At 39.4% G+C, this 26355-nt stretch carries 20 protein-coding genes, 1 rRNA gene and 1 riboswitch (1 of these 22 running past the window's edge); of the genes, 18 read left to right on the forward strand and 3 right to left on the reverse strand.

What is annotated here, in order from left to right:
• Nucleotides 1–1584, reverse strand: coding sequence for an ABC transporter substrate-binding protein/permease (locus IGK54_RS00910; RefSeq protein ID WP_010711909.1), 1584 nt, complete (start codon nt 1582–1584; stop codon nt 1–3).
• A 194-nt stretch (nt 1585–1778) separates the two neighbouring features.
• Nucleotides 1779–1953, reverse strand: a riboswitch (Lysine riboswitch).
• Nucleotides 1954–2142: 189 nt separating this feature from the next.
• Entirely contained in the window at nt 2143–2439 is a 297-nt protein-coding gene (locus IGK54_RS00915; RefSeq protein ID WP_002356244.1) for a hypothetical protein, read from the reverse strand.
• A gap of 172 nt (nt 2440–2611) precedes the next feature.
• Here IGK54_RS00915 and IGK54_RS00920 point away from each other — a divergent pair, with 172 nt between their 5' ends.
• From IGK54_RS00920 to IGK54_RS00940, 5 genes are all read left to right on the forward strand, one after another.
• On the forward strand, nt 2612–3325 hold the full coding sequence (locus IGK54_RS00920) for an NAD-dependent protein deacylase (RefSeq protein ID WP_002381369.1): 714 nt from the start codon (nt 2612–2614) through the stop codon (nt 3323–3325).
• Between the two features lie 4 nt (nt 3326–3329).
• Nucleotides 3330–4175 carry a chorismate mutase gene (locus tag IGK54_RS00925; RefSeq protein ID WP_010821287.1) on the forward strand — a complete coding sequence of 282 codons (846 nt, stop codon included), beginning with the start codon at nt 3330–3332 and terminating at the stop codon, nt 4173–4175.
• Nucleotides 4176–4185: 10 nt separating this feature from the next.
• Nucleotides 4186–4698: a transcription repressor NadR gene (locus tag IGK54_RS00930; RefSeq protein ID WP_002356248.1), complete on the forward strand. Its 513-nt coding sequence runs from the start codon at nt 4186–4188 to the stop codon at nt 4696–4698.
• Between the two features lie 227 nt (nt 4699–4925).
• Complete coding sequence (locus IGK54_RS00935) at nt 4926–6437, forward strand: glucosaminidase domain-containing protein (RefSeq protein ID WP_002378718.1); 1512 nt, start codon at nt 4926–4928, stop codon at nt 6435–6437.
• A 275-nt stretch (nt 6438–6712) separates the two neighbouring features.
• Nucleotides 6713–8203, forward strand: coding sequence for an aldehyde dehydrogenase family protein (locus tag IGK54_RS00940; RefSeq protein ID WP_142957519.1), 1491 nt, complete (start codon nt 6713–6715; stop codon nt 8201–8203).
• A 233-nt stretch (nt 8204–8436) separates the two neighbouring features.
• Here IGK54_RS00940 and IGK54_RS00945 read toward each other — a convergent pair whose 3' ends face one another.
• Nucleotides 8437–9420 (reverse strand): L-lactate dehydrogenase, encoded by a 984-nt coding sequence (locus IGK54_RS00945; RefSeq protein WP_002356251.1) that lies wholly within the window; start codon nt 9418–9420, stop codon nt 8437–8439.
• Nucleotides 9421–9755: 335 nt separating this feature from the next.
• Here IGK54_RS00945 and pth point away from each other — a divergent pair, with 335 nt between their 5' ends.
• The 13 genes from pth to IGK54_RS01010 all read left to right on the forward strand — a co-directional run.
• Nucleotides 9756–10322, forward strand: a complete 567-nt coding sequence (gene pth / locus IGK54_RS00950) for an aminoacyl-tRNA hydrolase (RefSeq protein WP_002361556.1) — start codon at nt 9756–9758, stop codon at nt 10320–10322.
• Between the two features lie 19 nt (nt 10323–10341).
• Complete coding sequence (mfd, locus tag IGK54_RS00955) at nt 10342–13881, forward strand: transcription-repair coupling factor (protein WP_395997574.1); 3540 nt, start codon at nt 10342–10344, stop codon at nt 13879–13881.
• A 15-nt stretch (nt 13882–13896) separates the two neighbouring features.
• Nucleotides 13897–15486: a putative polysaccharide biosynthesis protein gene (locus IGK54_RS00960; RefSeq protein WP_016626546.1), complete on the forward strand. Its 1590-nt coding sequence runs from the start codon at nt 13897–13899 to the stop codon at nt 15484–15486.
• 14 nt (nt 15487–15500) lie between these two features.
• Nucleotides 15501–15764, forward strand: coding sequence for an RNA-binding S4 domain-containing protein (locus tag IGK54_RS00965; protein WP_002356255.1), 264 nt, complete (start codon nt 15501–15503; stop codon nt 15762–15764).
• Nucleotides 15765–16018: 254 nt separating this feature from the next.
• The gene (locus IGK54_RS00970) at nt 16019–16498 is read left to right on the forward strand and encodes an FtsB family cell division protein (RefSeq protein ID WP_002356257.1); all 480 of its coding nucleotides are present in this window, start codon (nt 16019–16021) and stop codon (nt 16496–16498) included.
• Nucleotides 16499–16542: 44 nt separating this feature from the next.
• Nucleotides 16543–17022, forward strand: coding sequence for a S1 domain-containing RNA-binding protein (locus IGK54_RS00975; protein WP_142957515.1), 480 nt, complete (start codon nt 16543–16545; stop codon nt 17020–17022).
• Between the two features lie 85 nt (nt 17023–17107).
• Nucleotides 17108–18496 carry a tRNA lysidine(34) synthetase TilS gene (gene tilS, locus IGK54_RS00980; RefSeq protein ID WP_010783856.1) on the forward strand — a complete coding sequence of 463 codons (1389 nt, stop codon included), beginning with the start codon at nt 17108–17110 and terminating at the stop codon, nt 18494–18496.
• Nucleotides 18497–18514: 18 nt separating this feature from the next.
• Nucleotides 18515–19060, forward strand: a complete 546-nt coding sequence (hpt, locus tag IGK54_RS00985) for a hypoxanthine phosphoribosyltransferase (protein ID WP_002386336.1) — start codon at nt 18515–18517, stop codon at nt 19058–19060.
• A gap of 93 nt (nt 19061–19153) precedes the next feature.
• Complete coding sequence (gene ftsH / locus IGK54_RS00990) at nt 19154–21310, forward strand: ATP-dependent zinc metalloprotease FtsH (RefSeq protein ID WP_002363441.1); 2157 nt, start codon at nt 19154–19156, stop codon at nt 21308–21310.
• A gap of 161 nt (nt 21311–21471) precedes the next feature.
• Nucleotides 21472–22368 carry an Hsp33 family molecular chaperone HslO gene (gene hslO, locus IGK54_RS00995; protein ID WP_002359370.1) on the forward strand — a complete coding sequence of 299 codons (897 nt, stop codon included), beginning with the start codon at nt 21472–21474 and terminating at the stop codon, nt 22366–22368.
• Nucleotides 22369–22379: 11 nt separating this feature from the next.
• Nucleotides 22380–23378, forward strand: coding sequence for a tRNA dihydrouridine synthase DusB (dusB, locus tag IGK54_RS01000; protein ID WP_002356263.1), 999 nt, complete (start codon nt 22380–22382; stop codon nt 23376–23378).
• Between the two features lie 93 nt (nt 23379–23471).
• Nucleotides 23472–24968 carry a lysine--tRNA ligase gene (lysS, locus tag IGK54_RS01005; RefSeq protein WP_002359372.1) on the forward strand — a complete coding sequence of 499 codons (1497 nt, stop codon included), beginning with the start codon at nt 23472–23474 and terminating at the stop codon, nt 24966–24968.
• Between the two features lie 652 nt (nt 24969–25620).
• A 16S ribosomal RNA gene (locus IGK54_RS01010) occupies nt 25621–26355 on the forward strand; it runs 826 nt beyond the window's last position.

A 26355-nucleotide genomic window follows, 5' to 3' on the forward strand; every position in this document is an offset into this window, starting at 1 on the left:
CTAGCTTTCTTTTCCTTCTTCAGTTAATTCTTCTACTTTAACGTAAGCAGAAGGGCCATCCATTTTACGTTCCACAACACGTAAGATTCGTGTAATCACAAAAGTCATTACCAAGTACATGATGCCGACAATTGTAAAGGTTTGGAAGAACTGGAAGTTTGCGCCAGAAGCAGCATTCCCTTGGAAGAATAAATCTGCGACACCGATAACACTTAACACGGCTGTATCTTTGATATTAATGACAAATTCATTCCCTGTTGCAGGTAAAATATTACGTAATACTTGGGGAATAACGACTTTACGCATTGTTTGTCCATGGGTCATCCCAATCGCTTGTGCTGCCTCGAATTGTCCTTTATCCACTGCGAAAATACCTCCGCGAACAATTTCAGACATATAGGCACCAGTATTCACAGAAACGATAAATAATGCGGCCACTGTTCGGTCTAAAGAGATGCCAAAAGCTAGAGCTAAACCATAGAAAATAACCATTGCTTGAACCATCATTGGTGTACCACGGAAAACTTCAATATAAATAGAAAGAATTAAATTTCCTAATTTTTGGAAGAAACGAGCGACTGGGTTTTCAGAATCTGGAATTGTACGGAAGACACCAATTAGTAAACCAAGGGTTGTTCCGACGACCGTCCCGACTAACGCGATAAATAGCGTTAAACCAGCACCACGTAAAAACATGTCGCCATATTGATTCCAAATATTTTTGAAATCGTTAATAAGTCCTGTTTTTTGTTCATCACTATCTATTGCTGCAGGTTGATCCTTGATTGCTTGGTCCATAATTTTTGTCCGTTCATCTTGAGAAATACCTGCTAAAATTTTGTTTACTTTTTCAATGTCTGGATCGCCTTTACGCATGCCGACTGCTACTTGCGAGTCTTCAGCGCTAGCATCAAAGCCATTTTCTTTTGGAAATTCTAACATTTTTAATTCTTTATTGACACTAGTTGCTGTTATGCCTTCAGGGCGTTCACTAACATACCCGTCAATCATGCCAGAAGCAAGTGCTGTTCGCATAGCTGAAAAGTTATCCATTGCTTGCTGTTTATTGACATTTGGAATTTGATCAATTAATCCGTAGTGGAATGTATTTAGTTGAGCCGTAATTTTAGCATCAGCTAAATCTTTCAAGCTTTTTGCATTAGCGTATTTGCCATCTTTTTTAACAATTACGACAAATTGTGATTCATAATAAGGGTTTGTAAAAGCAATTTCTTTTTTTCGTTCAGCGGTTGGGCTCATTCCGGCGATAATGGCATCAATTTTTCCAGATTGTAAGGCGGGCGCCAAGCCGTCCCATTTGGTTTGGACGATTACTAATTTACGACCTAAACCATCGGCAATTTTTTTAGAAATTTGAACATCATAGCCGCCTGCATAAGAGTTGCCTTGAATAGGCACTGCGCCATGTGCATCATTTTTCTGTGACCAGTTAAAAGGGGCGTAGCCAGCTTCCATGCCGACACGAAATTCACCATTTTCCTCCGCCGAAGCGTTGGTTGTCATGCCAAGTAACGAAAATAGCGTGACAAGTAGTAGACTGAATGAAAAAACTTTTTTGTTCATCTTTTTCTCTCCTTTAAATTTCTTGTCTGATTGATCGTTTTGTCTTTTTTCAATCAACAAGCTTTGATAATCAGCTGAGCAAAAGCGATTCTGTCTTTTTAAAGGAGAATACTTCTGTCACAACCTATTTTTGAATACAAAAAAACAACCAAACAGATGTAAGGTTGCTAGGTAATGTCGAAAAAAATTCCTCAACGAAACATAGCACAACTTAGCATCACTACTAAGACAGTCCGCAAGCTCTTAACTTACGTCCCAACACACAACAGAAGAGGCTCCGTTATGCATTTCGGCGATTGATCCTAAACTTGCTTCCCAGTGTCCTCTCACTCCACAAGCGTAATAAAAACCGCGACCTCTACCTCTTTTTTGAGGCACTATTCAGTTATTAAATTCAGTTATTAATTTTAGGATAAATCCAGAAGAAAGTCAATATGTTCCAGCAAAGGAATTTATCAAGAGGACACAAACACCATGAAATTAGCGTAACATTTTCCCTACGAAATAGAAACTAATACGAAAAAAGCAACCATTCCTAAAGGAACAGTTGCTTTTTACTTAAGCTTTGACAGCTTTTGGTTCACGACCTAAAATAGCTTGAAGAACAGTCAATACACCTAAAGAAGCTAAAATTGTATAAATTAGACTTGAGTAAGTTAAGATACCGAAATCCCAAGTTTTGTAAACTAATAAAACAATTGCTAAGGCGATAATAGCGATAACGTTGAAGAACGCAAAAGCCCAAAGATTTCCGTTTTCTTTACGAGAAAGATAAAAAACAGAGAACCAAATGCTTAAAACGCCCCAAGCGATGCAGGCAATAATTGCAGCCCAATAAATAATAAATGCGACCATTGTTGTTTCACCTCACTTTTACTCATGCATATTTTACCACGAGTTGAGAAATTTGTCACAAACTCTTTCAAGATAAATCAATATATAGGTAAGAAGTTTTCAAAAAGTGGAAAAACTTTTGGTGCTAATGTTAAAATACGTTATAATATAGAAGATTAGGAGCTGAATCGATATGCAAGATATCACGCAAGCCGAAGCAATTCATTGGTTGGCAACCCAACAAAAAATCACATTTTTAACAGGTGCGGGTATCTCGACAGCCTCAGGTGTGCCAGATTATCGTTCCTTAAAAGGTGTCTATCAAGGAATCCAGCAACCGGAATACTTATTGAGTCGGACTTGCTTAAAAACAGAGCCAGAAAAGTTTTATCAATTCGTTAAAACGCTCTATCATCCAGATGCACAACCTAATATCATTCACCAGAAAATGGCACAATTAGAGCAAATGAAACGGGGAAAAATTGTTTCACAAAATATTGATGGGCTTCATCGAAAAGCAGGTAGCCAAGAAGTGGTGGACTTTCATGGTAATTTATATGAATGTTATTGCCAAACTTGTGGTGCAACGGTTCCTTGGCAAGACTATTTGCTTAGTGATCGGCACGCTGATTGTCATGGACAAATCCGTCCAGCTATTACTTTGTATGAAGAAGGACTATCTGAAGAGGCAATCGAAAAAGCCATTCAGGCCGTTGCTTCTGCCGACTTAATCGTGATTGTCGGCACGAGTTTTCAAGTGCATCCATTTTGCGATTTGATTCATTATAAACAACCAACGGCAACTATTTTAGCCATTAATCAAACGCCGCTATTTTTACAACAACCTTATTATTTTTTAGAAGCGAAAGCCGAAACGATATTTGCAGAATTAACGATAAAGGAGTAACGGAATGGAAGAATTTAAATCAGAAAAAGAAAAAATGATTGCAGGTGCACTATATTTTGCCTCAGATCCTGAATTAGTGGCTGATCGCAAAAAAGCCCGTGAACAAATGGCGTTAATTAACCAACAACCAGACACTTATATTCGTCGTCAATTAATAGAAGAAACGTTTGGAAAAGTGGGTGTCGGGACGTACATCGAACCGATGATTCAATTTGATTATGGCTACAACATTTCTGTGGGAAAAAATTTCTATGCCAATTTTAATAACGTTTTTTTAGATGTTTGTCCAATCGAAATTGGCGATAACTGTATGTTTGGCCCCAATGTGCAACTTTATACAGCCGAGCATCCATTACAAGCAGCCAAGCGTAATAGCGGAATGGAATCAGGGGAACGAATTATCATTGGCAACAATGTTTGGATTGGCGGTGGAGCGATTGTCCTTCCTGGCGTAACATTAGGCGATAATGTAGTGGTGGCAGCAGGTGCTGTTGTGACCAAATCGTTCCCAGAAAACTGTGTGATCGCAGGTAATCCAGCACGGATAATTAAAGAATTGACTGAAGATGACGCCCCAACAACTTCTTTAGAACAACAACGAGCAAAGATTAACCAAATCGATAAGGAACTGGTCCGTTTATTAGAACAGCGGATGGACGTCGTCGCAGAGATTGCTGCAGTGAAAAAGAAAGCAGGTCATGCGGTTTTTGATTCTGAAAGAGAACAACAAGTATTAGAAACTATTCTGAATCATGTTGAAAATGCCGAGTATGAAGAAACATTATCTGAGACTTTCCAGGGGATTATGGACGCCTCTAAACGTTTCCAAGAAAAACATTTAGGAGAGTGAGGCGAAGGTCGTGGATGGAGAAATCAGAAGAAGAGAGATTGTTAAAAGATTAAGAGAGACCGAAAAGCCAATTAGTGCCACTCGTTTTGCAAAAGCTTTTGATGTCAGCAGACAAATTATTGTAGGAGATGTCGCTCTATTACGGGCGACAGGGGTCGAAATTGTCGCAACAGCTCGAGGGTATATGTTGGAACAACCTTTAGAAGGAATTGAGCGGAAAATTGCTTGTCAACATACACCTGAACAAACGAGAGAAGAATTGTCAGTCATTGTTGCCAAAGGTGGAGAAGTGGTAGATGTGAGTATTGCACATCCGCTTTATGGGGAATTAATCGGCAGTTTGCGCATTCAATCAGAGAAAGATATTGATAAATTTATGGACAAGTATCAAAAAGAGCATGCTACATTACTATCAGTTTTAACAGGAGGCGTCCATCTGCATACTATTCGCTGTGCCGACGAAGAAACTTTCCAAGAAATCAAAGAGGCGCTTCGAAAAAAAAGTATTTTGTTTGAAGGATAACGAGAAAAAGAGAGGACGTTGATGTTTGTTCAAGCCCTTTCTTTTTTTTCTTAGAAAATTACCAAAAAAAGATAGAAGAATTTGTGAATTTTCTTCTATTTTTTTAACTTTTTGCTAGAAATTTTTTATGAAACAGTATACTATTAAAAAAGGAGCCATTTAAACAATAACTATGTCAATTATTATGTTGGTACATAAAAATAAATGGAGAAAAATAAAAAAGGAGAATGAGTATGAAAAAACAATTTGCCCTGTTCTCTACCTTATTACTTTTAGGTTCATCAATGCCAGTAGGTGCATTTGCAGAAGGTAATAACTTGGTAGCTGAAAATAGTTCTGTTGCAGAAACAACCGCAGAAGCAACAACTGCTGAAGCCACTGAAACGACAGCGACTAGTGAAACAACAGAAGCGACAGAAGAATCAACAACTGAAACAGAAAGTTCAACCGAATCAAGTGAATCTGCAACCACGGAGTCCACGGAAACGTCAGGAACCGAAACGACAGATTCCACAACTGATTCAACATCCACAAGTACGACAGAATCGACTACTGACTCCACCTCAACGAGTACAACAGAGTCAACCACAGATTCTACGTCAACAAGTACAACTGAATCAAGTACCACGCCGACGACTACACCAAGTTCTTCTAAAGAACAGCCAAAACCTGGCACGAGTACTTCTGAATCAAAACAGCCGGCGAAACCAGTGACACCAACAGCGCCAGCTGAAAAGCCAGTAGAACAACCAGCAGCGTCAACACCGCAGCCCGAAATAGTCCCACCAGTTACAAATGAAACGGTTGGGTTAGTGGAAGACGATGAGACGTTTACGGTCAGCAAAACGAAGAAGACAGAAGAGTTTATTCAAGAAATCGGTGAATCTGCTCGGAAAGTGGCCAAGGACAAAAACTTATATGCTAGTGTGATGATTGCTCAAGCAATTTTAGAAAGTGGCAGTGGCAATAGTAAATTAAGCCAGAAACCAAACTACAATTTGTTTGGTATTAAAGGCGATTACAAAGGTCAATCTGTTTCTTTTATTACCTATGAAGACAATGGTTTCGGTAACCTATACACAGTAGAAGCAAAATTCCGTCAATATCCAACGTATAAAGAATCAATGGAAGATTATGCGAAATTATTGAAAAATGGTTTAGATTCCAATAAAGATTTCTATCATGGTGTCTGGAAAACGGAAGCCAAATCATACAAAGAAGCGACACGTTTCCTAACAGGAAAATACGCAACGGACAAAGATTACCATAAGAAATTAAATGCGTTAATTAAAACATACGATTTAACTTATTATGATAAAGAAAAAGCAACCGTTGAACCAATGGAATCAAATTTCCCAGCCTATAATGGCAAAAACTATGACACCTTTAATAGTTATGCTTGGGGCAACTGTACACAATATGTCTACAACCGTATTACGCAATTAGGTAAACGTGTGGACTTAACAATGGGGAATGGTCAAGATTGGGGCGAAACAGGTCGTGCACGTGGGTACAAAGTAAGTCGTACACCAAAAGCAGGTGCAGCGGTTTCCTTCCCAGCTGGTGTTTTAGGCGCAGACAATACTTATGGTCATGTCGCGTTTGTGGAAAAAGTCTTTAAAGATGGTAGCATCTTAATTTCTGAAATGAACGTGAAGGGATTAAACGTTGTTTCGACACGTACAATCTCAGCTGATGAAACACATTTAATGAACTATATCGTTCCAAAAGATAAATAAAAAAATCAGCTCTTTGTCAATAAGAACGGATGAGTTGGAAAAATCAAAGCTAGCACTGAAGAAGCAATTTTAATTCTTCAGTGCTAGCTTTTTTTGTGGCAAAAGTTTTCTCCAATAAAGTTTAATACATTCAGTTATTGCCAGGAGGCTTCAGGTCGGGATGAGTTAGCAACAGTCGCTGAGAGCTATATTTTTTTTAGGTAGAATCATTTACTTTTAGGCGGAAGATGTCTTATAATTGTAAGCGGATACAAAATAAAAAAAGAGGTGGGTAAATGAGTAAAAAAGAAATAAATCAAGTAGTTGCCAGTAGCTATCAATTGTATATTAATGGAGAGTGGACAACAGGTAGTGGTAACAAAATGATTGCTAGTTACAATCCTAGTAATGGCGAAAAATTAGCAGAATTTGTTGATGCCACAAATGCAGATGTGGATCGAGCTGTAGAAGCAGCTCAAGAAGCGTTTCAGACATGGAAAGATGTTGACGTTGTAACAAGAAGCAATCTTTTGTTGAAAATTGCTGATTTGATTGAAGAAAATCAAGAACATTTGGCTATGGTGGAGACTTTAGATAATGGAAAACCGCTTCGGGAAACGCAATCGATTGATGTCCCTGCCAGTGCAGACCATTTTCGGTATTTTGCTAGTGTGATTCGTGGAGAAGAAGGATCTGTCAAAGAATTTGATAAGGATACGTTATCCATTGTTGTGAAAGAACCCATCGGTGTTGTGGGTCAAATTATTCCGTGGAATTTCCCCTTATTAATGGGCGCTTGGAAATTAGCGCCAGCGTTGGCAGCAGGTAATACGGTTGTGATTCATCCGTCCTCGAGCACATCATTAAGTCTGTTGGAATTGTTTAAGATTTTTGATCAAGTCTTGCCGAAAGGAGTAGTGAATTTAATCACCGGTCGTGGTTCTGATTCAGGAAATTATATGTTGGCACATCCAGGGTTTGATAAGCTAGCTTTTACAGGCTCAACAGAGGTGGGGTACACTGTCGCTAAAGCGGCGGCCGACCGCCTAATTCCAGCCACTTTAGAACTTGGCGGAAAATCAGCCAACATTATTTTTGAAGATGCCAATTGGGAACGTGCATTAGAAGGCGTGCAGTTAGGGATTTTATTCAATCAAGGGCAAGTTTGTTGTGCTGGGTCTCGTGTGTTCGTTCAGTCAGGTATTTATGATCAATTTGTAGAAGCTTTAAAGGAAAAGTTTGAACAAGTGAACGTTGGTTTCCCGTGGGAAAAAGATGTTGAAATGGGCGCTCAGATCAATGAGCATCAATTGGAAGAAATTTTAAAATATGTCGAAATTGGTGTGAAGGAAGGAGCTACTCTGATTACTGGTGGGCAACGTTTAACAGAAAATGGGCTAGACAAGGGGGCGTTTTTAGCACCTACGTTATTAACGAATGGCACGAATACAATGTGCGTGGCCCAAGAAGAAATCTTTGGTCCTGTTGCAACAGTGATTAAATTTGAAACGGAAGAAGAAGTCATTCGTTTAGCTAATGATTCTGAATATGGTCTAGGTGGTGCCGTCTTTTCTCAAGATATCAATGTGGCATTACGGGTTGCTCGTGGTGTACGGACAGGTCGGATGTGGGTCAACACATACAATCAATTGCCTGCGGGCGCGCCATTTGGCGGTTATAAAAAATCAGGAATTGGTCGAGAAACGCATAAATCAATGCTAGATACTTATACGCAAATGAAAAATATTTACATTGTGACAAAAGAAGAAGCAGATGGACTGTATTAAGTAGTGTAGTGAATTTTAGATAACAAACTTATTTTTGGCTATTGTTATTTTTCGAGCTAAACAAAACAATAATTTTTTGAAAAAATTGGGTAATGAGTAAAGTAAAACAAATTAAAAGTAAAGCCTGGTACAAAAATCACTTTGGATTTTTGTACCAGGCTTTAAAGCGGAGTAACAATAGTGTTCACTCTTGGTTGTTTTTAATTTTCGAATATTGAATATTATAGAAGGAGTTATTTTGCTTCTTCTGCTTCAAATTTAGCAAAAGCTGTTTCAATAACTTCTTTTAATGCAGAAGCAGAAGCTTCCATTTTTTCTTGTTCAGCATCTGTTAATGGAATTTCAATGACTTGTTTAACGCCTTGGCGGTTGATGATCGCTGGTGCACCGATATAAATATCGTTTTGACCATATTCACCTTCTAAATAAACAGATAATGGTAACACAGAGTTTTCATCGTTTAGGATAGCTTTAGTGATACGCGCTAGTGCAACCGCGATTCCATAGAAAGTAGCTCCTTTTTTCTCGATGATTGTGTAAGCAGCGTCACGTACGTTGAAGAATAAATTAACCATTGCTTCTTCATCGACGTCAGGATTATTTTTCACCCATTCGTAAATTTGTAAGCCAGCGACATTCGCATGTGACCAAACTGGGAATTCTGTATCTCCGTGTTCACCTAAGATGTAGGCATGGACATTTCGTGCATCAACGTCAACTAATTCGGCAATTGCTTGACGGAAACGAGCAGAATCTAGTGAAGTTCCTGAACCGATTACTCGTTCTTTCGGGAAGCCAGAGAATTTCCAAGTTGAATAAGTCAAAATGTCGACTGGGTTTGCGGCAACTAAGAAGATACCGTTGAAACCAGAATCAACAATTGTTGTAACGATTTCTTTATTAATTTTCAAGTTTTTATGAACTAAGTCTAAACGAGTTTCGCCTGGTTTTTGAGGCGCACCAGCTGTTAAGACAACTAAGTCTGCATCATGGCAATCGTCATAAGTAGCAGCATAGATTTTTTTAGGAGAAGTAAATGCTAATGCGTGAGATAAGTCCAACGCATCTCCTTCAGTTTTTGGTACATTAATATCAATAATCCCAACTTCTTGAGCAATATTCTGAGTTACTAAAGCAAAGGCATAGCTAGAACCTACGGCACCGTCCCCGACTAAAATTACTTTTTGGTGATCTTTATTCCCTGCGGCTGCAGTCATGTGTACCATTCCTTCCTCTACATTCTTTTTCGTGAGCAACGAGTTTTTATTTCCTGTTGCTAAAGTGATAGTAACATAGTTTGTAAAAAATGTCACGAACTTTGATTGTAAAAATGATACAGTTTTCAGACCTGTTTCAAAATGGTAGCTCTTACATGTGCGTAATTTCACTATCTTGCGCATATTTAAATTTCTAAAAAATTTTTTTACATCTTTCTTAATCTTCAAAGACTGCGAGTTTTTTTATTTCTATGGTATAATGAATAAAACTGGGTAGCGCATACGCTTCCCAGCCATTTTGTGTTGGCAAGCTTATAATCCAAGGAGAATGAAAGATGAAAGTAATCGTAGGACTGGGAAATCCCGGTAGTAAATACAAAGAAACAAAACACAACATTGGCTTTATTACGCTAGATGAAATTGCGTATCGGCAAAATGTTTCGTTTAATAATAGTAATTTTGAAGCAGATATTGCAGAGTTTTTTATAGGGACTGAGAAAGTATTGTTAGTGAAACCATTAACATTTATGAATGAATCAGGTCGCTCTGTTGGTCCGTTGTTGACCTACTTTGGGGTAGATGAGGAAGACTTGATTGTTATTTATGATGACTTAGACTTAGAGGTCGGTAAAATTCGTTTACGGCAAAAAGGTAGTGCTGGCGGCCACAATGGGATAAAAAGTCTGATTGCCCATTTAGGAACAAATGTCTTTCCTAGAATTAAAATTGGCATTGGTAGGCCCTCAAAAAATGATACAGTTATCCACCATGTACTAAGTACTTTTCCCAAAGAAACACACGAAGAGATGTTACTTGCTGTAAAAAAAGCAGCCGATGCCGCTTTATATGCATGTGAAGGACATACGTTTGTTGAAACAATGAATCAATTTAATGGAAAATAGCAGAAAGGAGGGCCCTTGTTTGAATATTATCGAACGAATTAGCCAAACAGAAATTGCTAAATCATGGCGCAGTCAACTAATGACAACAGGAACGCGCCAACTAATTACTGGGTTATCAGGCTCTGCTAAAACATTACTGATGGCAGGCGCTTTACAAAAGACGCATCAAAAAATTGTTATTGCGGTCCCAAACCTATACTATGCCAATCAATTAGTAGATGATTTTTTAAATATTTTACCTTCAGAACAAGTTCATCTATTTCCAGTAGATGAAGTGTTATCCGCCGAAATGGCCTTTTCTTCACCAGAAGCGCGCGCAGATCGAGTGAGTGCGTTAAATTTCCTGATGACAGCGAATGCAGGAATCGTGGTCGTGCCAGTAGCTGGACTACGAAAGTATTTGCCAACGAAAGAAACGTGGCAAAATGCGCAACTTCATTGGGAAATCGGGACAGAGGTAGAACCTGAAATCCTCGCGCAACGCTTAGTGTTAATGGGCTATGAACGCCAATCGATGGTCGGGAAGCCTGGCGAATTTAGTATTCGCGGAAGCATTATTGATGTCTATCCGCTAAATGCCGAATACCCTGTTCGGGTGGAACTGTTTGATGTTGTAATCGACTCAATCCGTTATTTTGAAGCGGATACTCAACGCTCATTAGAAAATCTTGAAGAAGTAACGATTTCACCAATGACTGATTTAGTATTCTCAAAGGCAGATATGAATCATGGCATGACGAGGTTACAAGATGCTCTAGAAAAACGTTTAGCGACAGCTAAAGATCAAACGGAGACCGATTTTTTAGAAGAATATTTTGGTCAGTTGCTGTCTTCTTGGGAACAAGGGATTCCTACAGAAAATGCTCACTATTATACAGATTTTCTGTACCAACAAAAAACTACGCTGTTAGATTATTTACCAGAAAATAGTTTGCTTTTTGTGGATGATTATTCTCGTATGATGGAAACGGAGCGAGAAATCGCTAGAGAGGAAGCGGAATGGCAAACCCTGAAAATTGAAGAAATGCGCGTGTTTTCTGAACAAACTTTTGGCGTAGACTTTCATGATCGATTGCGAAAAACTGCACGAAATACGACCTTCTTTTCACTTTTTCAAAAAGGAATGGGGAATCTTCGTTTCCAAGAAGTCCATAATTTCCAATATCGTTCAATGCAACAATTCTTCGGTCAAATGCCGTTGCTAAAAGCGGAAGTGGACCGTTGGCAAAAGCAAAACCAAACGGTCGTTGTTTTTGTTCCTACGAAAGAACGGATTCAAAAAGTCGAAGAGCTATTTCAGGACTTTGACATACCTAGCGTAGTAAGCAATTGGGATCAGTTGTTAGATGGGCATGTCCAAATTGTCCAAGGGGCATTACAAACAGGGTTTGAATTACCTAAAAACAAGCTCGTGGCGATTACGGAAAAAGAAATTTTTCATACAACGACCAAAAAACGGGCACGTCGTCAAACAATCTCTAATGCGGAACGTTTGAAAAGTTATAGCGACTTAAAAACGGGCGATTATGTCGTTCATGCGAATCACGGGATTGGTAAATATATTGGTATGGAAACCTTAGAAGTTGATGGGGTCCATCAAGATTACATGACTATCTTGTACCAAAATGATGACAAGTTATTTATTCCAGTAACACAATTGAACTTGATTCAAAAGTTCGTTGCTTCCGAGTCTAAAACGCCGAAAATTAACAAGCTAGGCGGCAGTGAATGGACGAAAACCAAACGAAAAGTTGCTTCGAAAATTGAAGATATCGCGGATGATTTAATCTTACTTTATGCGACAAGAGAATCGGAAAAAGGTTATGCTTTTCCGCCAGATGATGCGTATCAAAAAGAATTTGAAGAGGCTTTTCCGTATTCTGAAACAGATGATCAATTACGTAGTGCTGCCGAAATTAAACACGACATGGAAAAATCTCGACCAATGGATCGTTTGTTAGTTGGCGATGTAGGGTTTGGTAAAACAGAAGTGGCTTTACGAGCGGCTTTCAAAGCTGTTAGCAACAATAAACAGGTTGCCTTTTTAGTGCCAACAACTATTTTAGCGCAACAACATTACGAAACGATTCAAGAGCGGTTTGAGGGCTTTCCTGTAGAAATTGGTTTATTAAGTCGTTTCCGCACGAAAAAACAGCAAAATGAAACAATTGAAAAAATTAAACATGGCCAAGTAGATATTGTGATTGGTACCCATCGTTTATTGTCGCAAGATATTAATTTTAGTGATTTAGGCTTGTTGATTATTGATGAGGAACAACGGTTTGGAGTGAAACATAAAGAACGACTAAAACAATTGCGTTCACAAGTGGATGTCTTGACGTTAACAGCAACACCAATCCCAAGGACCCTTCATATGTCGATGTTAGGTGTCCGTGATTTATCCGTCATCGAAACCCCACCAGAGAATCGTTATCCGATCCAAACGTATGTCATGGAAAATAATCCTGGGGCGATTCGGGAAGCGATTGAGCGAGAAATGGCCCGAGATGGTCAAGTCTTTTATTTATACAATCGAGTAGATACGATTGAACGAAAAGTTGAAGAGTTACAAGCACTAGTTCCAGATGCACGAATTGCGTATGCACATGGTCAAATGACAGAAGTACAACTGGAGAATACTTTGTTTGATTTTATTGAAGGACAATATGATATATTAGTCACTACAACGATTATTGAAACAGGAGTAGATATTCCTAATGCTAATACCTTGTTTGTAGAAAATGCGGACTACATGGGCTTATCTACGTTGTATCAATTACGTGGTCGTGTGGGGCGTAGCAATCGAGTGGCCTATGCTTATTTTATGTACGAACAGCAAAAAATCCTAAACGAAGTTAGCGAGAAACGTTTAGAAGCAATTAAAGACTTTACGGAATTAGGTTCTGGGTTCAAAATTGCGATGCGTGACCTTTCCATTCGAGGGGCCGGAAACCTTCTTGGTGCCCAACAACATGGCTTCATTGATTCGGTTGGGTTTGATATGTACTCACAGATGTTATCTGAGGCAGTTGCTCGTAAACAAGGAAAAAATATCCAAGACCAAAAAACGTCTGTTGAAATTGATTTGGGCATTGATGCTTATATTCCAGGAACGTACATTACAGACGAACGACAAAAAATTGAAATTTATAAACGGATTCGTCAATTAGAAAATATGGATATGTACGAAGAATTAGAAGCGGACTTGTTAGACCGCTTTGGAGAGTATCCTGACGAAGTGGCGCATTTATTAACTACTGGCCGTATCAAAATGGATGGCGACCGTGCCTTGTTAGAAAGTATTCGTAAACGCGACCAAAAAGTCAAGTTTGTGTTAAGTAAAATTGGCACAAAAACATACTCTGTGGAGCAGTTGTTTGAAGCGTTATCGGCAACCAGCTTAAAAGCGGATCTAGCAGTTGAGAAAGAACAAATGACTATTTCCTTGAAGTTGCCGAAAGATTGTAAAGAAGCTGTTTGGATTCAAGAAATTGCTACTTTTACAACCGCATTGCGACAAGAAAAATACAAACATTCGCAAGAAACGGATTCCCTTTAAAAGGAGGCCTAGAAGATGGCACAAAAAGAAATGCAACGAATGATGCAAGGTGCCGTTGTGTTAACCATTGCTTCCTTCATTGCAAAAGTGTTGAGTGCGTTTTATCGCGTTCCTTTTCAGAACTTTGTAGGGGATGAAGGATTTTACGTGTATCAGCAAGTTTATCCAATCTATGGGATTGCGATGACATTAGCATTGTCAGGCTTACCGCAATTTATTTCCAAAATTGTTGCTGAACAACCAGATATTCGGAGTCAAAAACAAGTGTTGCGCCAACTATATCCCTATGTGTTATGGTTAGCGATTGCTTGTTGGGCCTTCTTTTTCTTTGGTAGTCAAGAAATTGCTATTAGTATGGGGGATGCTGCACTCCAACCATTAATGGAAGTTGTTTCCTTTACCTTTTTACTCGTTCCAATTCTTTCCTTCTATCGTGGGAATTTTCAAGGGCATTTGTTGATGGTGCCTAGTGGTATTTCACAGGTGATGGAACAGTTTGTGCGTGTCGGGGTTATTCTAGTAGCTGCGTTGTCCTATCATTACTTTGGTGGCTCCATTTACCAAACGGGGACGGTGGCCATGAGTGGTGCGTTGGCTGGCGGTGTCTTAGCGGTACTTGTCTTATGGTACTACAATCGAAAAATTCTTAGTGGAAGTACGGAATACTTGCATCAATGGAAGATTATGCCTCAAACCATAGGACTATTTAAACGTTTAATGATTGAGGGTGGTTTGGTCTCTTTATATAGTGCTTTTCTGATTCTATTTCAATTAATTGATTCCTTTAAAGTAAAAAATGCTCTCATGCTTTTCGGGCTCTCTGATTTAGCTGCGAAAGTTGACAAAGGGGTCTATGATAGAGGACAACCACTAGTTCAATTAGGATTGGTAATTGCTTTAGCTTTAAGCTCGACCTTTTTACCAGGTTTGACAAAATATTTTATGAAAAAAGACCGTCAACAATTTTTACAAGTTGCAAAAATCTTTTTGCGTCTTACCACAACCTTGGCATCGGCGGCTTCGATTGGTCTGATGATGTTATTGCCGTACATGAACTTTACACTTTTTAAAGATTATAAAGGCAATGATGTTTTAGGGGTGTATGTTTTATCCATCGCTTTTATGGCCATTATTCAGGCCTACCAAAGTATTGAACAAAGTCGCAATCGTTTTAAAGGTCCTTTAGTGGCAGCTGGTGTGGGCTTATTAGTGAAGTTACTGACAACGGGCTTTTTCACCATTCGTTGGGGAACATTAGGCGCTAGTTGGTCTACTATTCTTGGGTTACTAGCGACGTTATTCGTTTTAGTCCGACAATCGGATGCAGCGATTAATTGTTTTGTTCGAGAACGAAACTTTTTGAAAAAACTGTTGCTTAGTTTAGCAATCATGATGCTGTCATTACTGGTCTATCAAGGAATTATCTCCATCTTGTTCCAAGGTGTGCATCACCGAAGTCAAGCGTTTTTCGTTACAGTTATAGGTGTTGCAGTGGGCGGTACAGTTTTTATTAGCACCATCATTAAGTTAGAATTATTTACGATACGTGAATGGTTAAGTTTACCGTATGGCGCAAAAATTTTACGGATGAGACAAAAAAAATAAAAGAGGTGAATGTGATGCGGTTAGATAAATTTTTAAAAGTTTCTCGCATTATTAAAAGAAGAACAGTTGCCAAAGAAGTCGCTGATAAAGGCCGGATTCAAATCAACGGAGTCTTAGCCAAATCTTCTAGTACTGTGAAGATTGGTGACCTTGTCAAAATTCAATTTGGGAACAGAATTTTAGAAGTAGAAGTTCTGCAACTAAATGACTCTACGAAAAAAGAAGATGCCACAAAAATGTATGAGATAAAATCAGAAACACGTGTCTCTGAAGAATAAACAGGTGAGGATGGAGCGCTTGGCAAGTTCATTGAAAAGATGAATATTCCAAGCGCTTCATCCTTTCAGCGTTTTAATGAAACAGACGCGCCGCTTTTGAAAAAAATTAATAAATCAACCACTGTTATTTCAAAAGCAAAGAATATTTTAGAAAAAAGCTTGATTTTCTTTAACTTCTCTGAAATTAACATTAGACAAGGTTCTTAGATGTTGGTATAATAAAACGGACAATCCAAAGCGAGTGGAGCGAGACGATGGGAAAGAATGAAAAAAACTCGAAGAAAGTTGCGGCATTGGAAAATGACTACACGAAAGAACAGTATGTCGAATTCCAAAAACAACAGAAACAATTGATTTTTAGACGCAGACGCTTGGCAGCGATTTTTCTCGTGGCCTTCATTATTTTTGCCTTTTCTGGCATCCAATTGATGAAAGATTATCATCGCTTAGGTGCTTTCAAACAAGAACGAGCAGATGCAATTGCTGAATCCGTAGCAGTTGATAAGAAGGTCAAGGATCTAAAAAAAGACGTTGCTTTGTTAAAAGATGATGATTATGTGGCAAAATTAGCACGTAGCCGTTTCCTTCTCTCAAAAGAAGGCGAACAGATTTATCCCACACCAGAACAAATGAAAAAAACACAGACTTCTGGAGCGGAAGAAAGCAAGAGCAGTTCAGAAAAAAATAGTCAATCACAGTCTTCAACTGAAACAACTAAGTCTTCAGCTGAATAAACTGCAATTATAATTAGGGAAAAAATAGGAGGAACAATTTTTTTATGTCAATCGAAGTAGGAGCTAAATTGCCAGGAAAAGTGTCAGGGATTACTAACTTTGGTGCATTTATTGATTTAGGAGAAGGAAAAACTGGGTTAGTACACATCAGTGAAGTGTCTAATGGATTCGTTAAAGATATTCATGATGTATTAACAGTAGGTGACGAAGTAACAGTGAAAGTAACCTCAGTTGGTGACGACGGCAAAATTGGCTTATCGATCCGTAAAGCGCAAGAGCCAGCAGAAGGGCAACAACCAAAACGTGAATTTCAACGTCGTGAAAACAATTATGAGAAACGTGACCGTAATCCACGCGCAGGGGGCAAAAAGCCTTTCAATAAACCACAAGCAAATAACAATAACAATAAACAAGATTTTGACTCATTGATGAGCTCTTTCTTGAAAGATAGTGATGACCGTTTATCTTCATTAAAACGTAATACTGAAGGCAAACGTGGCGGACGTGGCGGACGTCGCGGCTAAGCACAAACAAATAGGGGGACTGGGGATAACGAATGGGTTATTTCTCGGTTCCTCTTTTATTCTAAGGAAGAAAGAAGGGCGAACAATGTTTTGGCAGTTTTATAAACGAGGAAAAGAACAAGGATTTTGGCAACCGCATCAAACAATCGTGGTCGCCGTTTCTGGTGGTGTAGACTCCATGGCCCTTTTGACGTTAATGGAACAGGTGGCAGAAAAAGAACAATTACAATTGGTTGTTGCACATGTCAATCATCAATTGCGAGAAGCGTCGGCACAGGAAGCGCAATATCTCGCTACCTATTGTCAGCAGCGAGAGCTAACGTATTATGAAACACGTTGGGAAGACCCTGAAAAGCAACGAAATTTAGAAGCAAAAGCGCGCACATTTCGTTATGAATTTTTTAAAGAAGTCATGGAAATTGAAGGTGCGGCGGTCTTAATGACGGCACATCATCTAGACGATCAAGCGGAAACGATTTTAATGAAGCTGATTCGAGGAACTAATTTTTCCCATTCCGCAGGCATTAAAGAGAGACGTCCTTTTGCGACAGGGGAATTGATTCGTCCGTTACTCATTTATCCAAAAGAAGAATTGTATCAATTTGCACAGCGCCAAGCATTCGTTTATTTTGAGGACGAAACGAACCAAACCAATGAATATTTGAGAAATCGGCTCCGTAATCAGGTTTTGCCGCTATTAAAGCAGGAAAATCCGCAATTCTTAGATCAGATTGCTTCTTTTAGTAATGAACAACGTTTTGCCCAAGAATTTATTCAAGAACAAATTGAGCCTCAATTATCTGAAGCCGTAGAGCCGACCAAACAAGGCTGGCGCATTCCTTTGAAGAGATTATTAAAAGAAACGCCTGCGTACCAGCACTTCTTTTTAACCGCATTTTTCCAAAAAACATTAGTGCCATTAGGGGTTTCGTTAAACCAACGCCAGATGACACAAATTTTAAAAGTTTTGAATGATGAACGCCAACCGCAAGGCTCGGTTATGTTAGAACAGCAATGGCAGCTAGCTAAAAGTTATGATTGGCTATGCTTAGAACAAAAACAGGTTGCACTGCGAGAAGAAGTTACACATTTATTAGTACCTGGCGCGGGGATTTATTTATCGGAAACCGAGTGGCTAGGATTAATTGCGACAGACAAACCGTTTCCTCTTCCTGAAGAGATTAATCAATGGACGGGTCAGTTGTTAGCAATCCCGTTGTCCACAGCCACACCTTTGACCGTTCGTCATCGCCGAAGTGGTGATCGGATTACATTAAAACCAGGGTTTACGAAAAAATTAAGCAGAGTTTTTATTGATCAAAAAGTGCCAAATGAAGCGAGAGAGAGTGCTTGGGTCATTACGGATGAGCAAGAGGAAATCATTTGGGTACCAAAATTTGCAAATTCCTATTTGAGTATTCCTTTAGAAACTGATAAAATACACTACAGACTCCTTTTTAAGACAAAGGAGTAATGCTGAAAGGAGCGCACTATGATAGAAAAAGATATTGAGAAAGTCCTAATCTCCAAAGAAGAAATTCTTGCGAAGGCTGCAGAGCTTGGCAAGCAACTGACAGAAGAATATCAAGGGAAAAATCCTTTAGTGGTCGGTATTTTAAAAGGTGCAGTACCATTTATGGCTGATTTGACTCGTGAAATCAATACTTATTTAGAATTGGACTTTATGGATGTATCTAGCTACGGCAACGCGACAGTTTCTTCAGGCGAAGTAAAAATTGTCAAAGACTTAGACACAAATGTCGAAGGTAGACATATTTTAATCGTAGAAGATATCATCGATAGTGGTCGTACATTAGCGTATTTAGTAGATTTGTTTAGATACCGTAAAGCTGCATCCGTGAAAATTGTTACCTTATTAGATAAACCAGAAGGCCGTGTAGTAGACATTAAAGCTGACTACGTAGGGTTTGATGTGCCCAATGAGTTTGTGGTCGGTTACGGATTAGACTATGCAGAAACGTACCGCAACTTGCCTTATATTGGCGTTTTAAAACCTGAAGTTTACGAATCAAATTAATATCTATCAAGGAATTAATTGTGTTACAATGTAAAGGTCAGGATTGATAAAAGAATAACATGAATTGTAATGATGAGCATAAGGAGGACAGGCATGAACAAAAAGAATAATGGCATGAAAAATGGTTTATACTACGTCTTAGTAGTACTTGCCATGGTCATGGTTGTCTATTTCATTTTTGGAAATAACAACCAACAATCGCCAGACATCGATTACTCAACCTTCCAACAACAATTGGAAGACGGAAAAGTCAAAGACATGACCATTCAACCAACCAATGGGGTTTACCGGATTGAAGGTCAGTATAAAGAAAAACAAGAAGTGAAAGACACAGGTGGTCTGTCATTGTGGGGCTCAACGCAAGCGTCGTCAAAAGGCTTCACAACAACCGTTTTACCTAGTGATACAACCTTAGCTGGCATTCAAGATGCGGCACAAAATAACAAGGTGAAGCTAGTTGTCAAAGAACAATCAACAAGTGGTGCTTGGTTGTCACTGTTGTTTAGTTTCTTACCATTAGTGATTATCTTCTTCTTCTTCTACATGATGATGAGCCAACAAGGCGGTGGCGGTGGCGGCGGTGGCCGTGTGATGAACTTCGGTAAATCAAAAGCCAAAGAAGCCGATAAAAAAGCTAACCGTGTCCGCTTCTCAGATGTAGCTGGTGCGGAAGAAGAAAAACAAGAATTAGTTGAAGTAGTGGAATTCTTAAAAGATCCACGTCGTTTCGCTGAATTAGGCGCACGGATTCCTGCGGGCGTACTATTAGAAGGACCTCCAGGGACTGGTAAAACGTTACTTGCTAAAGCCGTAGCAGGTGAAGCAGGTGTGCCATTTTACTCAATCTCAGGTTCAGATTTCGTTGAAATGTTTGTCGGGGTCGGTGCTAGCCGTGTCCGGGATTTATTTGAAACAGCGAAGAAAAACGCGCCTGCGATTATCTTTATCGATGAAATCGATGCAGTTGGTCGTCAACGTGGTGCTGGTATGGGTGGCGGACACGACGAACGTGAACAAACCCTTAACCAATTATTAGTTGAGATGGATGGTTTTGATGGCAATGAAGGAGTTATCGTAATTGCTGCAACGAACCGTTCAGACGTGTTAGACCCAGCGTTGTTACGTCCAGGTCGTTTTGACCGCCAAATCTTGGTAGGACGTCCAGATGTCAAAGGTCGTGAAGCGATTTTACGTGTTCATGCGAAAAACAAACCGTTAGCTGATGACGTTGATTTGAAAGTTGTTGCACAACAAACACCAGGTTTTGCTGGTGCTGATTTAGAAAACGTCTTAAACGAAGCAGCCTTAGTTGCCGCTCGTCGTAACAAGAAAAAAATTGATGCTTCTGATGTGGATGAAGCCGAAGACCGCGTAATTGCTGGTCCAGCTAAAAAAGATCGCGTGATTAATAAAAAAGAACGCGAAATGGTGGCTTACCATGAAGCCGGACACACAATCGTTGGTTTAGTCTTAAGCCGTGCCCGTGTTGTCCATAAAGTAACAATTATCCCTCGTGGTCGCGCAGGCGGTTATATGATTGCTTTACCAAAAGAAGATCAATTCTTAATGACTAAAGAAGATATGTTTGAACAAATCGTTGGCTTACTTGGTGGACGTACAGCAGAAGAAATTATCTTTGGCGTTCAATCAACAGGGGCTTCAAATGACTTTGAACAAGCAACAGGGATTGCCCGTAGCATGGTAACGGAATATGGAATGAGCGACAAATTAGGACCTGTTCAATATGAAGGAAACCATCAAGTCTTTGTCGGTCGTGATTATGGTCAAACAAAAGCTTACTCAGAACAAGTGGCGTTTGAAATCGATCAGGAAGTTCGTCGTATCTTAATGGATGCTCATACGAAAGCGCATGAAATTATCGAAGCGCACCGTGAACAACATAAACTAATCGCTGAAAAACTATTAGAATATGAAACATTAGATGCAAAAGCAATCAAATCATTATTTGAAACAGGTAAAATGCCTGAAGGTGCTGACAGCGACTACCCTAGTGAAAAAGAAGCGCAAACATTCGAAGAAGCAAAACGTGCTTTAGAAGAAAAAGAAGCGCAAAAACAAGTTGAAGAAAAACAAGACTTTGAAGAAGCGAAAAAAGAATTACATGATGAAGCAGAAGAAGTCAAAGTAGAAAGCGAACAAACAGAAAAAGAAGTCCAATCTGAAGAGAAAAAAGATTCAGATTCCAATTCTGAATATGATCGCAATAACTACGAAGATCGTTATAAATAACCAATTAGTAGAAGGTGCAGTATTTGTCGAGTTGACGAATACTGCACCTTCTATAATATTAAGATATTCTATAGAAGGAAGATTATTTGGTTGAAAAAACACCTGATTCCTAGTATTATCTGACTAATGGACAAAAAAGCACCAAGAGAAGAGGAAAAAGAATGGAAGATTATTTAGTAAAAGCCCTTTGTTATAAAGGTTCAATACGAGCATATGCCATCAGTGCCACTGAAACTGTTAGCGAAGCGCAAAGAAGACATGATACATGGAGTTCTTCTACTGCAGCGTTAGGGCGCACATTGATTGGAGCCCTTTTACTAGGAGCGACTTTAAAAGGTGACGATAAATTAACTGTAAAAGTACAAGGAAATGGCCCAGCTGGCGCTATTATTGTCGATAGTAATGGCCGTGGAGAAACAAAAGGCTACATTAAAAATCCACATGTCAGCTTAAAGTTGAATGCAACAGGTAAAATTGATGTACGTGGCGCTGTCGGTAACGAAGGAATTTTCACAGTCATTAAAGATTTAGGATTAAAAGAAACCTTTTCTGGACAAACACCTATTGTTTCTGGTGAAATCGGTGAAGACTTTACATATTTTATGGCGGTCTCTGAACAAGTTCCTTCAGCTATCGGTTTAGGTGTATTGGTGGACACGGATGAATCTGTGAAAGCAGCCGGTGGTTTTATGATTCAAGTAATGCCAGGTGCCGATGAAAGTACCATTGATTTTATTGAACAGCGTCTAGCGGAAGTGCCCCCAATTTCACAATTACTAGAAAATGGAGAAACACCTGAACAAGTCTTGTATCGCTTATTGGGAGAAGACGAAGTAGAAATTTTAGAAAAAATGCCTGTACAATTTAAATGTGACTGTTCCAAAGAAAAATTTGCGACCGCTTTGATTGCCGTTGGGATCGATGAATTAAATGCGATGATTGATGAAGATCATGGAGCGGAAGCAGTTTGTCAATTCTGTAACAATAAATATCACTATAGTGAAGAAGAATTAATTGAACTTCGCGATGAAGCGATTCGCAATACGAAACAAAAGTAGGAGGAAAGACTATGTGGAAAATTGGAGACGTTGAAATCCCCAACCGTGTTGTCGTAGCTCCGATGGCGGGTATTAGTAACGCCGCTTTTCGTGTGACTGTAAAAGAATTTGGCGCAGGATTAGTCGTTTGTGAAATGATTAGTGATAAAGGAATTAAATTAAGAAACAAAAAAACCTTAGAAATGCTATATATTGATGAGCGGGAATATCCTTTAAGTGTACAAATTTTTGGTGGAGATAAAGAAACATTAGTGGAAGCTGCTAAGTTTGTGGAAGAAAATACGCAAGCGGCGATTATTGATATTAACATGGGCTGCCCTGTCAATAAAATAATTAAAGCTGAAGCTGGTGCGAAATGGTTGCTGGATCCGAATAAAGTGCATGAGATGGTTCACGCAGTCTCTTCGGCAGTTTCTTTGCCTGTTACTGTAAAAATGCGAACAGGCTGGGATGAAGATCATCTATATGCTGTAGACAACGCTTTGGCTGCCGAACAAGCAGGGGCTTCGGCAATTGCTATGCATGGTCGAACACGTGTCCAAATGTACGAAGGGACAGCCAACTGGGACGTTTTAAAGGAAGTGAAAAAGCATTTAACCATTCCTTTTATGGGAAATGGCGATGTCAAAACGCCTGAAGATGCTAAACGCATGTTAGAATATGTTGGAGCGGATGGTGTGATGATTGGTCGAGCTGCTTTGGGCAATCCTTGGATGATTCAACGGACGAAAGAATACTTGGAAACGGGCGAATTGATGCCTGAGCCTTCACCAGCTGAAAAAATTAACATTGCAAAAGTTCATTTACAACGATTAGTGGATTTAAAAGGTGAAAAAATTGCGGTCCGTGAGTTTCGCCAACATGCTTCTTACTATCTAAAAGGAATCTCGCGAGCAGCTAAAGTGAAAGTTGCGATTAACCAAGTTGAAACACAACAAGCAGTTGTCGATTTACTTGATGCCTTTGTAGAGAAGATTTCCAAAGTTGCTGTAACTACTATAGAAGAATAAAAAATTCAAGCCGAAAGTAAAATTCGGCTTGCTTTTTTTCGAATTACTGTGGCATTATTAGGATAGGTTAAAATCAAGAATGGAGGAACAACAGTGGCAGAAGAACAACAAGCGCATTTAGAGGATTTAAATGATCAAATGCTCGTGCGCCGCGAAAAAATGGAAGCTTTACGTGAAGAAGGGATTGATCCTTTCGGTAAACGTTTCGATCGCACTCATAATTCAGCAGAACTTCATGAACAATATGATAATCATACAAAAGAAGAACTTAGTGAAATGAATACAGAAGTCAGCGTTGCTGGACGTATGATGACAAAACGTGGTAAAGGAAAAGCTGGTTTCGCCCATTTGCAAGACCGTGAAGGCCAAATTCAAATTTATGTTCGGAAGGACCAAGTTGGAGACGAAGCCTATGAACTATTTAAACATGCTGACTTAGGCGACTTCTTTGGTGTGACAGGTCAAGTAATGAAAACCAATACGGGGGAAGTTACTGTTAAAGCTCAAACAATTACGTTATTAACTAAAGCTTTGCGTCCGTTGCCAGATAAATACCATGGATTAACGAATGTGGAACAACGCTATCGTCAACGCTATTTGGATTTAATCAGTAACAAAGAAAGCTTTGATCGTTTCATGAAACGCAGTCAAATTATTAGCGAAATCCGTCGTTATCTAGATGGCAATGGCTATGTCGAAGTAGAAACGCCTGTCTTGCATAACGAAGCAGGAGGAGCTGCTGCTCGTCCATTTATCACACACCATAATGCATTAGATATGGACTTATACTTACGCATTGCCCTAGAGTTACATTTAAAACGTTTAATTGTCGGTGGCATGGAAAAAGTATATGAAATTGGTCGTGTCTTCCGTAATGAAGGAATCGATACCACTCATAACCCAGAATTTACAATGCTAGAAGCTTATACTGCTTATACTGATTATCAAGATGTGATGGATTTAACAGAGGGAATTATTCGTAATGCTGCGGAAAAAGTCTTAGGAACTACTGATATCACGTACGATGGTCAAGCTGTTGACTTAGGAAGTCCTTTCAAACGTCTACACATGGTAGATGCGGTCAAAGAACAAACGGGCGTAGATTTTTGGCAAGAGATGACGATAGAAGAAGCCCGTGCGTTGGCTAAAGAACATAATGTTGAAATTACAGATGCCATGACAGTCGGTCATATCATTAATGAATTTTTCGAAACATTTGTAGAAGATACATTGCAACAACCAACATTTATTTATGGTCACCCAGTCGCTGTTTCACCATTAGCGAAGAAAAATCCAGAAGATGGTCGTTTCACTGACCGCTTTGAACTATTTATTATCGGAAAAGAGTTTGCTAATGCATTTACAGAATTAAATGATCCAATTGACCAACGTGAACGTTTTGAAGAACAAGAAAAAGAACGGGAACAAGGAAATGATGAAGCACACGGAGTAGATGAAGATTTCATCGAAGCCTTAGAATATGGCTTACCACCAACCGGAGGATTAGGTATTGGGATTGATCGACTAGTTATGTTATTAACCGATGCACAATCAATTCGTGATGTCTTGCTATTCCCAACAATGAGATAAAAAAAGATGCCTTAAGGGCATCTTTTTTTTGTATTCGCAAAAAATTAAATAAAAAAAGAATAGAAAAACAATTGAAACCAATTCTTTTTTTCTAAAAAAATCGAAGATGGGTAATAAAAAGAATGGGTAATCTGATAAAAAAACGAACTTTATCTAATCGGATAAGAAAGAATAATCGGTATTGAAAAAAAGTTTAAAAAAAGTGAAAATAATGATTGACCAATGCTTGAAATCTTGGTATATTATTACATGTCGCAAGGCGAGTCACACAGCTGAGCGATTCAGAAATCAATAATTAAATAACAATTCTTGATTTCGAATCTCTCGAAAAAAGTTTGAAAAAACAACAAAAAAGTTGTTGACAAATAACAAACGAGATGATAAGATATAGAAGTTGTCACAACAGACAACAACAACCGAGCAAAACAACTTAAAAAACTTTTTTAAAAAAGTTCTTGACATTCAAACGGAAGTTTGTTATGATATAAAAGTTGCTGCGAGGTAACGTAGACCTTTGAAAACTGAACAAAGAATAGACGAACCAAATGTGTAGGGCGTCTTGATTCAATTCAAGACAACAAACATTTTTAACAAGCAAGCAATATGCTAGCAAACAAATTGAGCTTAACAATCGCAAGATTGTTCTAACTTTTATTATGAGAGTTTGATCCTGGCTCAGGACGAACGCTGGCGGCGTGCCTAATACATGCAAGTCGAACGCTTCTTTCCTCCCGAGTGCTTGCACTCAATTGGAAAGAGGAGTGGCGGACGGGTGAGTAACACGTGGGTAACCTACCCATCAGAGGGGGATAACACTTGGAAACAGGTGCTAATACCGCATAACAGTTTATGCCGCATGGCATAAGAGTGAAAGGCGCTTTCGGGTGTCGCTGATGGATGGACCCGCGGTGCATTAGCTAGTTGGTGAGGTAACGGCTCACCAAGGCCACGATGCATAGCCGACCTGAGAGGGTGATCGGCCACACTGGGACTGAGACACGGCCCAGACTCCTACGGGAGGCAGCAGTAGGGAATCTTCGGCAATGGACGAAAGTCTGACCGAGCAACGCCGCGTGAGTGAAGAAGGTTTTCGGATCGTAAAACTCTGTTGTTAGAGAAGAACAAGGACGTTAGTAACTGAACGTCCCCTGACGGTATCTAACCAGAAAGCCACGGCTAACTACGTGCCAGCAGCCGCGGTAATACGTAGGTGGCAAGCGTTGTCCGGATTTATTGGGCGTAAAGCGAGCGCAGGCGGTTTCTTAAGTCTGATGTGAAAGCCCCCGGCTCAACCGGGGAGGGTCATTGGAAACTGGGAGACTTGAGTGCAGAAGAGGAGAGTGGAATTCCATGTGTAGCGGTGAAATGCGTAGATATATGGAGGAAC

This window comes from Enterococcus sp. DIV2384 (assembly GCF_050534975.1).
Lineage (GTDB): Bacteria > Bacillota > Bacilli > Lactobacillales > Enterococcaceae > Enterococcus > Enterococcus faecalis.

What these genes read in the sequence shown, in the direction of transcription:
- IGK54_RS00975 (WP_142957515.1), top strand. Translation starts at nt 16,543, where the DNA reads ATGTCAATCGAAGTAGGAGCTAAATTGCCAGGAAAAGTGTCAGGGATT.
- ftsH (WP_002363441.1), top strand. Translation starts at nt 19,154, where the DNA reads ATGAACAAAAAGAATAATGGCATGAAAAATGGTTTATACTACGTCTTA.
- hslO (WP_002359370.1), top strand. Translation starts at nt 21,472, where the DNA reads ATGGAAGATTATTTAGTAAAAGCCCTTTGTTATAAAGGTTCAATACGA.
- IGK54_RS00910 (WP_010711909.1), bottom strand. Translation starts at nt 1,584, where the DNA reads ATGAACAAAAAAGTTTTTTCATTCAGTCTACTACTTGTCACGCTATTT.
- tilS (WP_010783856.1), top strand. Translation starts at nt 17,108, where the DNA reads ATGTTTTGGCAGTTTTATAAACGAGGAAAAGAACAAGGATTTTGGCAA.
- hpt (WP_002386336.1), top strand. Translation starts at nt 18,515, where the DNA reads ATGATAGAAAAAGATATTGAGAAAGTCCTAATCTCCAAAGAAGAAATT.
- dusB (WP_002356263.1), top strand. Translation starts at nt 22,380, where the DNA reads ATGTGGAAAATTGGAGACGTTGAAATCCCCAACCGTGTTGTCGTAGCT.
- IGK54_RS00970 (WP_002356257.1), top strand. Translation starts at nt 16,019, where the DNA reads ATGGGAAAGAATGAAAAAAACTCGAAGAAAGTTGCGGCATTGGAAAAT.
- IGK54_RS00940 (WP_142957519.1), top strand. Translation starts at nt 6,713, where the DNA reads ATGAGTAAAAAAGAAATAAATCAAGTAGTTGCCAGTAGCTATCAATTG.
- IGK54_RS00945 (WP_002356251.1), bottom strand. Translation starts at nt 9,420, where the DNA reads ATGACTGCAGCCGCAGGGAATAAAGATCACCAAAAAGTAATTTTAGTC.
- IGK54_RS00935 (WP_002378718.1), top strand. Translation starts at nt 4,926, where the DNA reads ATGAGTATGAAAAAACAATTTGCCCTGTTCTCTACCTTATTACTTTTA.
- pth (WP_002361556.1), top strand. Translation starts at nt 9,756, where the DNA reads ATGAAAGTAATCGTAGGACTGGGAAATCCCGGTAGTAAATACAAAGAA.
- IGK54_RS00965 (WP_002356255.1), top strand. Translation starts at nt 15,501, where the DNA reads ATGCGGTTAGATAAATTTTTAAAAGTTTCTCGCATTATTAAAAGAAGA.
- IGK54_RS00960 (WP_016626546.1), top strand. Translation starts at nt 13,897, where the DNA reads ATGGCACAAAAAGAAATGCAACGAATGATGCAAGGTGCCGTTGTGTTA.
- IGK54_RS00925 (WP_010821287.1), top strand. Translation starts at nt 3,330, where the DNA reads ATGGAAGAATTTAAATCAGAAAAAGAAAAAATGATTGCAGGTGCACTA.
- IGK54_RS00920 (WP_002381369.1), top strand. Translation starts at nt 2,612, where the DNA reads ATGCAAGATATCACGCAAGCCGAAGCAATTCATTGGTTGGCAACCCAA.
- IGK54_RS00915 (WP_002356244.1), bottom strand. Translation starts at nt 2,439, where the DNA reads ATGGTCGCATTTATTATTTATTGGGCTGCAATTATTGCCTGCATCGCT.